The following is a 12,380-nucleotide window of genomic DNA, read 5'->3' on the forward strand; positions in this document are numbered from 1 at the left end:
GGGGCCGGGGACGGGCTTCCGCGCCTTTCCCCGACGGCTGAAGCGCGCCGTCGGCGTACGGACCGTCACCGGCGGGCTGCGGGGAGAGGACCCCGCATCCCCGCCCGAACCGAGAGGCTACGTGGCGTCCGGCGGTCCGGGGCGGGTCCGGGCACCAGGAGAGAGAATCTTCACGGCCGCCGCACCGGCGGTGCCACACCGGAGTCCGGCAGTGTGCACGAGGAGTGACGGGCTCACCTCGTCGGCGGCGATCCCGTGGACCGCTCGCCGGGAGGAATCACTCGCGGGAGTCGATCAACGCGCACCACAGCCCGTGCCGCGGCGCACCGTCGGGAGCCGTCCACCCGACGGTGATGTGAGCGGCCGAATCCGTGGTCTCCGGCACGGTGTGGGCCGGCGGCACGCGCAGGAACCGGAGCCACAGCGAGCCCTCGACGGGGAGGACGAGTGTCACGTCGGTGGAGCGCTTCCCGTCGTGCACCGCTCCGGTACCGGCATCCTGGAGGGGCACGTCGGTGGCCGCGCGCACCCTGACGGTGCGGTCGGGGGTGTCGCTCCGGCTCTGCGCCTGGGCCTCGGCCCGTCCGGTGAGCAGCGCGTAGAGCTGCGCCACCGCCACCGGGTCACGCGTGGCGTCGTAGACCCAGCGCTTGCCCAGCACGCCGTGCTCCAGCGTGCCGACGAGCGCGTCCTCCGCACCGGCGAGCGGCGCCGCCCGGTAGGTCATCGGCGTCTGATAGGTCACCGGTTCGCCCCCGGCGCTGTCCGTGACCGCCATGAACTCGATGCCCACCTCGCCGGAGGGGTCCTCCAGCCGGAAGCCGCCGGCCTTGGCGAGAACGGGCTGTTCCCCACTCGCGGCCTCACTCGCGGCCTCACCCGCGCGGTACCACGGCCGGGAGGGCAGCCACCGGGTGAGCAGTTCCAGCTTGGTGGGGCTCAGCGTGGTGTGATGGATGATCGCCATGACCGGTGCCTTCCGTTCGAATCCGGACCGTATCCTGCCAGCCCCGCCCTCCGGCCGGTACGCGGCCCGCACCCGTCACCCCGTCCCGGACGGCGCGGTGCCGTTCAGGGCACGGCGGTCGGCGGCTGCGGCTGGAGCTCGGCCAGGCCCTGCCGGGTCGCGGCCACCACGACCCGGTCCTCGGGGCGCAGGACGTAGTCCGGCCGGAGGTCCCAGACCAGGCCGGTCGGGCGCTGCTCCCCGTCGGCCGGGCGCGGGACGCCGAGGTCGGGGCGCCGCTCGGCCGGTGCCGTGGTGTCCAGCGCGAGGACCCGCCAGGCGCCCGGCCGGAAGGCCGCTTCGACGGTACGGCCCTCCAGCTGCGGATGGCCGGCGACAGTCAGCGCCGCGAAGACCAGCACTCTGCGCTCCACCGGTATCGCACCGAGGATCTGACGGCCCATCATCGCACCGGCGAAGGCCGGTGCGGCCAGGTGCGAGACGCTGCGGCTGCGGGTCAGCGCGTGCGGGTGGGTGGCACGCAGCGTCCGGAACACGGCGGCCGCGAAGTCGTCGTCGTACAGCCGCAGCGCCACCCGCAGGTCCGCCTTGACCGTACGGGCGTACAGGGCGGCCTCCAGGTTGGTGGTGTCGGAGCTGGTCAGAGCGAGCAGCGAGTGGGCCCGATGGGTCTTGGCGGCCTCCAGGACGCCCTCCTGGGTGACGTCGCCGACCACCGTCGGCACCCGCAGACGCCGGGCCAGGGCCACTCCGCGCGCCTCCAGGCTCTCCTCCACGCAGACGACGGGGATGTCGAGATCGCGCAACTGGGCCAGCACCCGGGTACCGACCTTGCCGAGCCCGAGCAGCACGACGTGACCGGAGAGTCCGCGCGGCGGGCGGCGCAGGGCGGCTGCGCTGCGGAACGCCCCCAGTGCCTCCAGCGCGCCCGCCACCAGGAGCGGCAGCAGCGCGAGACCCACCAGCCCGGTCAGGAGCTGCAGCACCTGCCGCCCCGCGCTCTCGCCGAGCGCGGGGTCGTTGATGGCGAACAGGTCGAGCAGCGTGACGTAGGCGGCGTGGAGCAGATGGCCGCCGGTGATCAGCCAGGAGACGAGAGCGAGGGCGCACACGGCCAGCCCGGTGACGCCGACGGACCAGCGCAGCCTGCGGGAGAAGAACTCCGAGAGCGGCCGGCCCCGGCCGGCCGGGCGTCCGGACGGCGGTGCGGGCCGGTTCCGGGCCACCGCTTCGAGGACGATCGTGCCGCGACCGGTGGCGGCCGAGACCGCCTGCGGCTCGGGCAGCAGCTGGGGGCCGGCCGTCCCGCTGCTGTCCGAACCCTCCTCGCCGCCCGGGTCGTTGACGGTCGCCGAGAGCAGAGCGAGCGTGCACAGGCCCGGGTCGGCGGTCCCGCGGCCGGACGGAGTACGCTCCGCCGCCCGCAGCAGCAGCCCGTCGGCATGGACGATCTTGCTGGTGCCCGCGATCGCCGTGGCCGCCAGTGCCGGAGCGGCGGTGTCGGCATCGGAGAGCACGGTGGTGGACGCGTCGGCGGTGGCGGGGTCCAGGTCGGGCAGGGCGACCAGCGCGGCCTGGTCGAGGAGCTGTTCCAGGTGCTGGCCGAGCCTGCGGTTGTAGAGCCGGATCACCAGCCGCAGCCCCGGATTGAGCCTGCGGGCCGCCAGGGCGGCGTGGATGTTCGTCTCGTCGTCGTCGTGGACGAGGGCCAGCGCGGCGGCCCCGGCCACCCCCGCCGACTCCAGCACCTCTTCGGTGAGCGCGTCGGCCTCCAGCCGGTGCGGATCCGCCCCGGGCGCGGGCGGCCCGCCGGTGACGGCCGCCGAGACCCGTCCCAGCAGCGCTGCGGCCCGCCCCTGGCGGGGAGCGGACAGCCGCGGCGGCCCGGCAGGCGCGCCGCCGGGGAGGACGAGCGTGACGCGGGCTCGGTAGACGTCGCGGAGCTCGGTCGCCAGACGATGCGCCAGTGCGTCGTCGCCGCAGACGATCATGTGTCCGGCGAAGCGGTCGGGGTCGAACTGATCGGGCAGTGTGGGCACCTGCGTAGCGTGCCCTGTCACAGCTCCGGTCGCACCTCGCGGCGGGACGGCCGTGAGCAGCCGCGCTGCCCGGCCCCGGAGGACGGTGGCGGCCCCGCCACCTCTTGACCCCGGTGGGCGCAGCCACTAATTTACGCTCGAAGTGGATTCATGACACCGAAAGGAGGCGGCTCGAGGATGCGTGTCTACTCCGATCTGAGCCGCCTCGCCCGCCGCACCGTCTGGGTGCCGGGCCGGGTCGCGCACGGCTGCTGACAAAAGCCGCTCCGACGTGCCCCCGTGGCACGATTTCGCATTCTTCTCCACCATTCTCCGGCGCGCCGCCGACGCGTGCCGTCATGCGCTCGCTCCTCTTCTGCTGCGTATCCGAACACAGAAAGCTGCCTGAAATTGGCGAACACAATGAACCGACCTGCCCCGGCCCGGAACGGAGGCACGTCATGGTAGCGGCACGGATCACGGTCAACGGGAAAGAAACCCCCATCGAACCGGCACCGCCCCACGCCACGGTGCTGGACTTCCTCCGCGAGCGCGGCCTCACCGGCACCAAGGAAGGCTGTGCCGAGGGCGAATGCGGCGCCTGCTCGGTCCTGGTGGCCCGGGCCGGGGTGGACAAGCCCACCGACTGGGTGGCGGTCAACGCCTGCCTGGTCCCGGCAGCCTCGCTCGACGGCCAGGAGATCGTCACCTCGGAAGGCCTCGCCACCGCCGGTGCGCCCGGCACGCCGCCGGCCCTGCACCCGGTGCAGGAGGAGATGGCGGTCCGCGGCGGCTCCCAATGCGGCTACTGCACACCGGGGTTCGTCTGCAGCATGGCCGCCGAGTACTACCGGCCGGACCGCTGCGCGCACCCCGAACCCGCCGAGAGCGGCGAGGGCGGGCACGGCGCGGCCGACGCCGAGCACGGCCCCAACGGGTTCGACCTGCACGCGCTGAGCGGCAACCTGTGCCGCTGCACCGGATACCGGCCCATCCGCGATGCCGCGTTCGCCGTCGGCACGCCCACCGCCGAGGACCCGCTGGCGCAGCGGCGCGAGCAGCCGGCGCCCGCGCCGGTCGCCACCGAGTACGCCCAGGGCGATGCGGTGCTGCTGCGGAAGAGCACCTTGGCCGACACCCTGCGGCTGCTGCGCGAGCGGCCCGACGCGGTGGTCGTCGCCGGCTCCACCGACTGGGGTGTCGAGGTCAACATCCGCTCCCGCCGCGCCGGCTGCGTCGTCGCCGTCGACCGGCTTCCCGAACTGCGCGAGCTGCACGTCGGGTCCGACACCGTCGAGATCGGGGCGGCCCTGACACTCACCGAGATCGAACGCCGGCTGGACGGCGCGGTGCCGCTGCTGGCGGAACTGTTCCCGCAGTTCGCGTCCCGGCTGATCCGCAACGGCGCCACGCTCGGCGGCAACCTGGGCACCGGTTCGCCCATCGGGGACAGTCCGCCCGTGCTGCTCGCGCTGGAGGCGTCGCTGGTGCTCGCGGACGCCGACGGCGAGCGCGAGGTGCCGCTGGCGGACTACTTCACCGGCTACCGGCAGAGCGTCCGCCGTCCCGGCGAACTGATCCGCGCCGTGCGCCTCCCGCTCCCGCTCTCGCCGCTCGTGGGCTTCCACAAGATCGCCAAGCGGCGGTTCGACGACATCTCCAGCGTGGCGGTCGCCTTCGCGCTCGACGTCGAGGACGGAGTCGTGCGCAAGGCGCGCATCGGCCTGGGCGGGGTGGCCGCCACGCCGGTCCGCGCCCTCGCCGTCGAAGCGGCCCTGGAGGGCGAGCCGTGGACGGCCGGGACCGTCCAGGCCGCGGCCGGGGTCCTGCGGGCCCAGGGCACACCGATGAACGACCACCGGGCCAGCGCCGACTACCGCTCGGCGATGCTCGGTCAGAGCCTGCTGAAGCTGTACGCGCAAACCACCGAGGCGGTGCCGTCATGAGCCAGCTGTCCGAGCGCCCCGAGAAGCCCGTCGTCGGCGTCCCCATGCCGCACGAGGCCGCCGGTCTGCACGTCACCGGCGCCGCGCTCTACACCGACGACCTGGTGCACCGCACCAAGGACGTCCTGCACGCCTATCCGGTCCAGGTCATGAAGGCCCACGGCCGGGTGACCGCGCTGCGCACCGCTCCCGCGCTCGAGGTGCCCGGTGTGGTCCGGGTGCTGACCGGCGCCGATGTGCCCGGCGTCAACGACGCCGGGATGAAGCACGACGAGCCGCTGTTCCCCGACGAGGTCATGTTCCACGGCCACGCCGTCGCCTGGGTGCTGGGCGAGACCCTGGAGGCGGCGCGGCTCGGCGCGGCGGCGGTGCAGGTCGAACTCGACGAACAGCCCTCCCTGATCACGCTGCAGGACGCGATCGCGGCCGACAGCTACCACGGTGCCCGGCCCGTGATGGTGCAGGGCGACATCGAGGCGGGCTTCGCCGACTCCGCGCACGTCTTCAGCGGCGAGTTCCAGTTCGCCGGCCAGGAGCACTTCTACCTGGAGACGCACGCGGCACTGGCCCAGATCGACGAGAACGGGCAGGTGTTCGTCCAGAGCAGCACCCAGCACCCCTCGGAGACCCAGGAGATCGTCGCGCACGTGCTGGGCGTGTCCAGCCACGAGGTGACGGTGCAGTGCCTGCGGATGGGCGGCGGCTTCGGCGGCAAGGAGATGCAGCCGCACGGATTCGCGGCCGTCGCCGCGCTCGGCGCCAAGCTGACCGGCCGGCCGGTGAGGTTCCGCTTCAACCGGACCCAGGACCTGACCATGTCCGGCAAGCGGCACGGCTTCCACGCCCGCTGGAGGATCGGCTTCGACGCGGACGGCCGCATCCAGGCCCTGGACGCCACGCTGACCGCGGACGGCGGCTGGAGCCTGGACCTGTCGGAGCCGGTGCTGGCCCGGGCGCTGTGCCACATCGACAACACCTGCTGGATCCCCAACGCGCGGGTCGCCGGGCGCATCGCCAGGACCCACACCGTCTCCAACACCGCCTTCCGCGGCTTCGGCGGACCGCAGGGCATGCTGGTGATGGAGGACATCCTCGGCCGGTGCGCGCCGCTGCTCGGCCTGGACCCGATGGAGCTGCGGGAGCGCAACTTCTACCAGCCGGGCCAGGGCCAGACGACGCCGTACGGACAGCCGGTCACCCAGCCCGAACGGATCTCGACCGTCTGGCGGCAGGTGCAGGACGACGCCGGCATCGCCGACCGCAGGCGCGAGATCGCGGCCTTCAACGCCGCGCATCCGCACACCAAGCGGGCGCTCGCGGTCACCGGCGTGAAGTTCGGCATCTCGTTCAACCTCACCGCCTTCAACCAGGGCGGCGCCCTCGTGCTGGTCTACAAGGACGGCTCGGTGCTGATCAACCACGGCGGCACCGAGATGGGCCAGGGTCTGCACACCAAGATGCTGCAGGTGGCCGCGACCACGCTGGGTATCCCGCTGCACAAGGTGCGGCTGGCTCCCACGCGTACTGACAAGGTGCCCAACACCTCGGCCACCGCAGCGAGTTCCGGAGCCGACCTGAACGGCGGCGCGGTCAAGAACGCCTGCGAACAGCTCCGCGAGCGGCTGCTGCAGGTGGCCGCCTCGCAGCTCGGCGCCAACGCCTCGGACGTGCGCATCGTCGAGGGCGTCGCGCGCGCCCTGGGCAGCGACGCCGAGCTGGCCTGGGACGATCTGGTGCGCACCGCCTACTTCCAGCGGGTCCAGCTGTCGGCGTCCGGCTTCTACCGGACCGAGGGGCTGCACTGGGACGCGAAGTCGTTCCGGGGCTCGCCGTTCAAGTACTTCGCCATCGGTGCGGCCGCCACCGAGGTGGAGGTCGACGGCTTCACCGGCGCCTACCGTGTGCGGCGGGTGGACATCGTGCACGATGTCGGCGACAGCCTCTCGCCGCTGATCGACATCGGTCAGGTCGAGGGCGGGTTCGTGCAGGGCGCGGGCTGGCTGACCCTCGAGGACCTGCGCTGGGACGTGAGCGACGGGCCGAACCGCGGCCGGCTGCTGACCCAGGCCGCGAGCACCTACAAGCTGCCGAGCTTCTCGGAGATGCCCGAGGAGTTCAACGTCAGGCTGCTGGAGAACGCCACCGAGGAGGGCGCCGTCTACGGCTCCAAGGCGGTGGGGGAGCCTCCGCTGATGCTGGCCTTCTCGGTCCGGGAAGCCCTGCGGCAGGCCGCTGCCGCGTTCGGGCCCGGCGGGGTCAGCGTCGAACTGGCCTCGCCCGCGACGCCGGAGGCGGTCTACTGGGCGGTCCAGGAAGCCCGCGGGGGCGCCGCCTCCCGGCACGGCGAGCTGCCCGCAGCCGCCGCGGAACCGGCGCGCACCGGCGCGGAAGCATTGAGCGGTGCCTGACATGACGTGGATCGCCGCGGTCGCGCGGTTGCGAGCACGCCGGGAGCCCGGTGTGCTGGTGACCGTCGCGGCCGCGCGCGGCCACGCGCCGCGCGACGCCGGCGCCAAACTCGTGGTGGGGCGGAGCGGGACCTGGGGGTCGATCGGTGGCGGCAACGTGGAAGCCGTCGCGATCGACCGGGCCCGGGAACTGCTCGCCGCGTCCGAGCCGGAGCCGGAGCTGATGGATTTCGCACTGAACGACAAGGTGACCAACGAGCACGGCGTGCAGTGCTGCGGCGGCACGGTCTCGGTGCTGCTCGAACCGCTCCCGGTGGTCCGGGCGGTGGCGGTCTTCGGCGTCGGGCACGTCGGGCTGGAACTGGCCCGCATCCTGGCGCGTCAGGACCTGGATCTGCATCTGGTCGACAGCCGCGCCGAGATCCTCGCCGCGGAGCGGCTGGATGTGCTGTCCGACGCGGTGGCGCAGGTGCGGGTGCACCACACGCCGCTGCTGCCCGAGGAGGTACTGGCGGAGTTGCCGCACGGCACCCACGTGCTGATCATGACCCATGACCACGCCGAGGACGCCGCGCTGTGCGATGCGGCGCTGCGGGCGAGTCATCTGGGCCCCGTCGGGCTGATCGGGTCGGCCGCCAAATGGGCACGTTTCCGCAAGCGGCTGGCCACCGAGGGCGGCCACGACGACGCGGCCATCGACCGGATCAAGACCCCGATCGGGCTGGCCGACATCACCGGCAAGTCTCCCGCGACCATCGCCGTGAGCGTCGCGGCCGATGTGCTGCGCACCTTCGAGGCCCAGGAGAGCTGACTCCCCACCCCGGCCGACCGGGGTGCCCCGGCCCCGGCCCGACGCGCGTGGTCGTACGAACCGCCAGGGCTGTGGGCCGCACGGGACATCCCCCGCGCACCCCCGCGCACCCGTGGAGGCCCGGCACGACCCCGGGCGGCTGTCGCGGCGCAGCCGTCCCGGCCGGGCGCGACGGCGCGGGTGCGGATCGGCTCCCGGCACGGCCTGCTCCCGGAGGCGACCACGGGGTCACGGCCTGCGACCGCACTTGTAGGACCCTACGAATCACCGGGCCGACTCCGCCCATTGTTTGGTCCTTCGCTCCCTGGCCGATCTTGACCGGCGGCCTGTCTAATTCTTGCAGCAGACGCGACGGAGCGAGGGACTGTTGTACGGCGTGCAGAATCCAGCGTGCCTCTCCGGCATGGGTATTGCTTTCGGTCACCACCGTGACCCCGCTGCCTTTCGCCTTTCCGGAGAAGTGGACCGGCTGATACGACTCGAGGGTGGCGCGCTCGGAAAGCAAGCCGACACCATCTCTCCGTTCTCCGATTCTCCGCTTAACGCTCCCGTTGTCCCCGGCATTCGAAAGGGAGAAATAGCGGTGCGCGGAAAAGGTGCCGGTACGGGTGTCCCGCACGGTTTCGAGTCGGACGCGGCAGAGCGGAATTCGCGCCGTCCGCACGTCGTCCTGAACCGGCCCGGCCCCCGCCGGCACCCCCACGGCCCCGACTCCGCACAGTCCGGGCCGCCGCTCTTCCAGGCCGTCCGCCCACCCGAACCCGGGACACCCCCATCCGCCCACCCACACCCGAAGGAACACCCATGACCACCCGCATCGCAGAGACCGGCAACCGTGAGCTCGAGCGCGCCTGGATGGAGCGGGCCGTGCAGCTCGCCACCACCAGCGTCCACAACGGCGGCGGCCCGTTCGGCGCCCTGATAGCCAAGGACGGCGACATCGTCGCCCTCGGCAACAACCAGGTCACCTCCAGCCTCGACCCCACCGCGCACGCGGAGGTCAGCGCCATCCGCGCCGCCTGCAAGGAACTCGACACCTTCAGCCTGGACGGCTGCACCCTGGTCACGTCCTGCGAGCCCTGCCCGATGTGCCTGTCCTCCGCGCTGTGGGCGCGCGTCGACCGGCTCATCTTCTCCGCCGACCGCCACGACGCCGCCGTGGCGGGCTTCGACGACCGCAAGTTCTACGACCTGTTCGAGAAGCGGCCGCAGGAGTCGTGGCCGATGGCCGTGGAGCACCTCGACCTGCCCCAGCGCACCCAGCCGTTCGACGCCTGGGTCGGCAAGGCCGACCGCATCGCCTACTGACCCGCAGCCCGTCAGTGGGCCGGGCGTCTCCTGCGCGGGCGCACACGTACCGCGGCACCGGGTCTCGCGCCCGTCGCCGGCCTGCGAACGGGATCTGCCACCGGGGAGGAGGACGCCGCGGGGGCGACACGGTCCGGTCCTCCCGCGGCGGAATCCGGTGGCGGGTCCGGACGGCACGCACGACCATGCCACGCATGAGTGAGCGAAGCGCACGCTGGACCAAGGCGACCGTCCACCCGGACATGTGGGCCGACCCCGAGGACGATCCCCGCAACGACGGACCGGCTCCGGAGGGGGAACTCGGCGCGCTGCAGGACTGCCTGACGAACTACCGCACGACCCTGCTGCTGAAGTGCGAGGGTCTGGACGCGGAACAGCTGGCCCGCCGGTCGGTGCCGCCGTCCACGATGTCGCTCCTCGGGCTGCTCCGGCACCTCGCCGAGGTGGAACGCGACTGGCGCAACTGGCTCGGCCGCGAAGCCCCGCTGCCGAAGCTGTACGGCCGACGGGACGCCGACTTCGACGGCGCCGTGCCCGAGCAGGCCGTCGTCGAGGCCGCGTACCGCGATCTGGAGCGTGAGCAGAGCGAGACGGACGCGGCACTGGCCGGCTACCCGGACCTGGGCGAGCGGGTGGGCGAGGACGGCATCGCGATCCGGGAGCTGCTCGTGCACCGGATCGAGGAGTACGCGCGGCACTGCGGGCACGCGGACTTCCTGCGGGAGCGCGTCGACGGCAGAGTGGGCCAGTGACGGTGCGCCGGGAGCAGTCCGCGGTCTTCGGGGCGCGGGCTGCCCGTCGCCGGTCCACCGCCCCGCAGTGCCGCGGAGGCCGGAGCACACGGAGCACACGCCGGGCCGGCCGGGTGCGGGTCCCGCCCGTCAGAGCCCGAGTACGGCCATGGCGGCGTTGTGCCCCGGGATACCGCTGACACCGCCGCCGCGCACGGCCCCCGCACCGCAGAGCAGGACATTGGCGTGCCCGGTCTCCACTCCCCAGCGGCCGGTGCCCTCCTGCGCGTGCGGGAAGGCGAGGTCACGGTGGAAGATGTTGCCGCCGGGGAGCCGCAGGTCGCGTTCCAGGTCGAGCGGCGTCTTCGCCTCGATGCAGGGCCGGCCGTCGGCGTCCTCGGCCAGGCAGTCGGCGAGGGGCTCGGCGAGATGGCCGTCGAGCTGGGCCAGGGTCGAGGCCAGCAGGCTCTCGCGCACCGCGTCGTTGTCGGCGGCGAAGAGGCGGGCCGGGGTGTGCAGTCCGAAGAGGGTGAGGGTGTGGTAGCCCCGGCCGGCCAGCTCCGGTCCCAGGACGGTGGGATCCGTCAGGGAGTGGCAGTAGATCTCGGACGGCGGAGCCGAGGGCGGCCGGCCCTCGGCGGCTTCGGAGTACGCGGTGGCCAACTGCTCGTAGCCCTCGGCGATGTGGAACGTCCCGGCGAAAGCCTGCCGCGGATCGACGGCGGGATCGCGGAGCTGCGGGAGCCGCTTCAGCAGCATGTTGACCTTGAGTTGGGCGCCCTCGGTGGCTGCGGGCGGCCGCTCGCCCAGCAGTGCGGCCAGCTCGTGGGGCGAGGCGCCCACCAGCACATGACCGGCCGCGACGGTGCCGTATCCCTCGGCTGTCCGGTAGGCGACCTCGGCCTGCCGGTGGCCGTCGGTCTCGATGCCGGTCACCTGGTGGCCGGTGGCGAACTCCGCACCCGCCGACCGCGCTGCTGCGGCCAGCGTGTCCGTGAGCTGCCCCATGCCGCCGACGGGGACGTCCCAGTCGCCGGTGCCGTTGCCGATCACGTGGTAGAGGAAGCACCGGTTCTGCTTCAGGGACGGGTCGTGGGCGTCCGCGAAGGTCCCGATCAGCGCGTCCGTGAGGACGACGCCGCGCACCAGGTCGTCGCGGAAGTACGCCTCGACGGCGGCACCGAGCGGCTCCTCGAACAGGGTGCGCCAGGCACTGTCGTCGTCCACCCGGCGGCGCAGCTCCTCCCGGGTGGGCAGCGGCTCGGTCAGGGTGGGGAAGACGCGCTCGGCGACGCGCCGGGTCATGCCGTGGAAGTCCTCCCAGGCGCGGTACTCGGCGGTGCCGTGGGTGAGCCGCTCGAACGACTGCCGCGTCGCGTCGGCGCGGTCGTCCACGAGCAGACCCGTGGCGCGGCCGTCCCGCCGGACCGGGGTGTACGAGGAGACCGACCGCTTCCGGAGCGTCAGCTCCAGCCCCAGATCCCGCACGATCTTCCGCGGGAGCAGGCTCACCAGGTACGAGTAGCGGGACAGGCGGGCCTCCAATCCGGCGAAGGGCCGCGAGGAGACGGCGGCCCCGCCGGTGCTGCCCAGCCGCTCCAGCACCAGCACGCTGCGGCCCGCCCGGGCCAGGTAGGCGGCGGCGACCAGACCGTTGTGGCCGCCGCCGACGATGACGGCGTCGTATCGCTCGTGTGCGGGCATGCGCTCTTCCTAGCACGGGGAAGCGGGGGCCGTGCAGATCCCGCGCGCCGCACGCGGGCGACGCCCGCGCCGGGCCGCCGCGTCCGTTCCTCCCTCCCTCCCGACGGTGCCGTGGCGGTCGCCTCCCGGCCCGGTCTGAGATCGGAGAGCCCCTGCCGTATCCATGTGTGTGAGGGGGGTGTTGGAAACGGTCGCATGGGTATTCGGCAGCCCATGCAGAACAGATCAGTGACGTCTCTGGAGAGCCGGCCGTGGCTCCGTTCCCTCGACAAGTTCCTCGTCCGGGCCTGCCCCGTGCTGGCAGTCGTCGGAATCGTGCTGGGCATCGGCGGTGTGCTCACGGGAGAGCCCGTTCGCTACGTCGTCTCCCAGTTCGTGCTCGCGGTCGTCATGGTGTGCACCACGCTGACGGTACGTGCCCGGCTCCGCCGGAACGAGCTCCCGGACGAGCGCGGATAGCGGCCGCTCCGCGGGGGAGCGGACGTGG

General features: G+C 73.0%; 9 protein-coding genes. 6 read left to right on the forward strand and 3 right to left on the reverse strand.

Annotated elements, in window-relative coordinates; genetic code table 11:
* Positions 1-277 precede the first annotated feature (277 nt).
* A complete protein-coding gene (locus tag A949_RS0113425; protein ID WP_019356529.1) occupies positions 278-967 on the reverse strand; it encodes a maltokinase N-terminal cap-like domain-containing protein in 690 nt (229 codons plus the stop codon).
* Positions 968-1,071: 104 nt separating this feature from the next.
* The gene (locus tag A949_RS0113430; RefSeq protein ID WP_037706330.1) at positions 1,072-2,958 is read right to left on the reverse strand and encodes an NAD(P)-binding protein; all 1,887 of its coding nucleotides are present in this window, start codon (positions 2,956-2,958) and stop codon (positions 1,072-1,074) included.
* Between the two features lie 488 nt (positions 2,959-3,446).
* On the opposite strand from A949_RS0113430, the gene A949_RS0113435 reads away from it, so the two are divergent.
* The 5 genes from A949_RS0113435 to A949_RS0113455 all read left to right on the forward strand — a co-directional run bounded on the left by A949_RS0113435 (position 3,447) and on the right by A949_RS0113455 (position 10,210).
* The gene (locus A949_RS0113435) at positions 3,447-4,931 is read left to right on the forward strand and encodes a xanthine dehydrogenase small subunit (RefSeq protein WP_019356531.1); all 1,485 of its coding nucleotides are present in this window, start codon (positions 3,447-3,449) and stop codon (positions 4,929-4,931) included.
* Positions 4,928-7,339: a xanthine dehydrogenase molybdopterin binding subunit gene (gene xdhB / locus A949_RS0113440; RefSeq protein WP_019356532.1), complete on the forward strand. Its 2,412-nt coding sequence runs from the start codon at positions 4,928-4,930 to the stop codon at positions 7,337-7,339. The genes A949_RS0113435 and xdhB overlap by 4 nt, the downstream gene beginning before the upstream one ends.
* Position 7,340: 1 nt before the next feature.
* A complete protein-coding gene (xdhC, locus tag A949_RS0113445; protein WP_019356533.1) occupies positions 7,341-8,150 on the forward strand; it encodes a xanthine dehydrogenase accessory protein XdhC in 810 nt (269 codons plus the stop codon).
* 804 nt (positions 8,151-8,954) lie between these two features.
* Complete coding sequence (locus A949_RS0113450; RefSeq protein WP_019356534.1) at positions 8,955-9,458, forward strand: nucleoside deaminase; 504 nt, start codon at positions 8,955-8,957, stop codon at positions 9,456-9,458.
* Between the two features lie 194 nt (positions 9,459-9,652).
* Positions 9,653-10,210 carry a DinB family protein gene (locus tag A949_RS0113455; RefSeq protein ID WP_019356535.1) on the forward strand — a complete coding sequence of 186 codons (558 nt, stop codon included), beginning with the start codon at positions 9,653-9,655 and terminating at the stop codon, positions 10,208-10,210.
* Positions 10,211-10,339: 129 nt separating this feature from the next.
* Here A949_RS0113455 and A949_RS0113460 read toward each other — a convergent pair whose 3' ends face one another.
* On the reverse strand, positions 10,340-11,893 hold the full coding sequence (locus A949_RS0113460) for a phytoene desaturase family protein (RefSeq protein ID WP_019356536.1): 1,554 nt from the start codon (positions 11,891-11,893) through the stop codon (positions 10,340-10,342).
* Positions 11,894-12,106: 213 nt separating this feature from the next.
* Here A949_RS0113460 and A949_RS0113465 point away from each other — a divergent pair, with 213 nt between their 5' ends.
* A complete protein-coding gene (locus A949_RS0113465) occupies positions 12,107-12,352 on the forward strand; it encodes a hypothetical protein (RefSeq protein ID WP_158687581.1) in 246 nt (81 codons plus the stop codon).
* The last annotated feature ends 28 nt before the right edge of the window (positions 12,353-12,380 follow it).

Source organism: Streptomyces sp. AA1529 (assembly GCF_000280905.1).
Classification (GTDB): domain Bacteria; phylum Actinomycetota; class Actinomycetes; order Streptomycetales; family Streptomycetaceae; genus Streptomyces.

What these genes read in the sequence shown, in the direction of transcription:
- A949_RS0113450 (WP_019356534.1), top strand. Translation starts at nt 8,955, where the DNA reads ATGACCACCCGCATCGCAGAGACCGGCAACCGTGAGCTCGAGCGCGCC.
- xdhB (WP_019356532.1), top strand. Translation starts at nt 4,928, where the DNA reads ATGAGCCAGCTGTCCGAGCGCCCCGAGAAGCCCGTCGTCGGCGTCCCC.
- A949_RS0113455 (WP_019356535.1), top strand. Translation starts at nt 9,653, where the DNA reads ATGAGTGAGCGAAGCGCACGCTGGACCAAGGCGACCGTCCACCCGGAC.
- A949_RS0113460 (WP_019356536.1), bottom strand. Translation starts at nt 11,893, where the DNA reads ATGCCCGCACACGAGCGATACGACGCCGTCATCGTCGGCGGCGGCCAC.
- A949_RS0113465 (WP_158687581.1), top strand. Translation starts at nt 12,107, where the DNA reads ATGCAGAACAGATCAGTGACGTCTCTGGAGAGCCGGCCGTGGCTCCGT.
- xdhC (WP_019356533.1), top strand. Translation starts at nt 7,341, where the DNA reads ATGACGTGGATCGCCGCGGTCGCGCGGTTGCGAGCACGCCGGGAGCCC.
- A949_RS0113430 (WP_037706330.1), bottom strand. Translation starts at nt 2,958, where the DNA reads ATGATCGTCTGCGGCGACGACGCACTGGCGCATCGTCTGGCGACCGAG.
- A949_RS0113435 (WP_019356531.1), top strand. Translation starts at nt 3,447, where the DNA reads ATGGTAGCGGCACGGATCACGGTCAACGGGAAAGAAACCCCCATCGAA.
- A949_RS0113425 (WP_019356529.1), bottom strand. Translation starts at nt 967, where the DNA reads ATGGCGATCATCCATCACACCACGCTGAGCCCCACCAAGCTGGAACTG.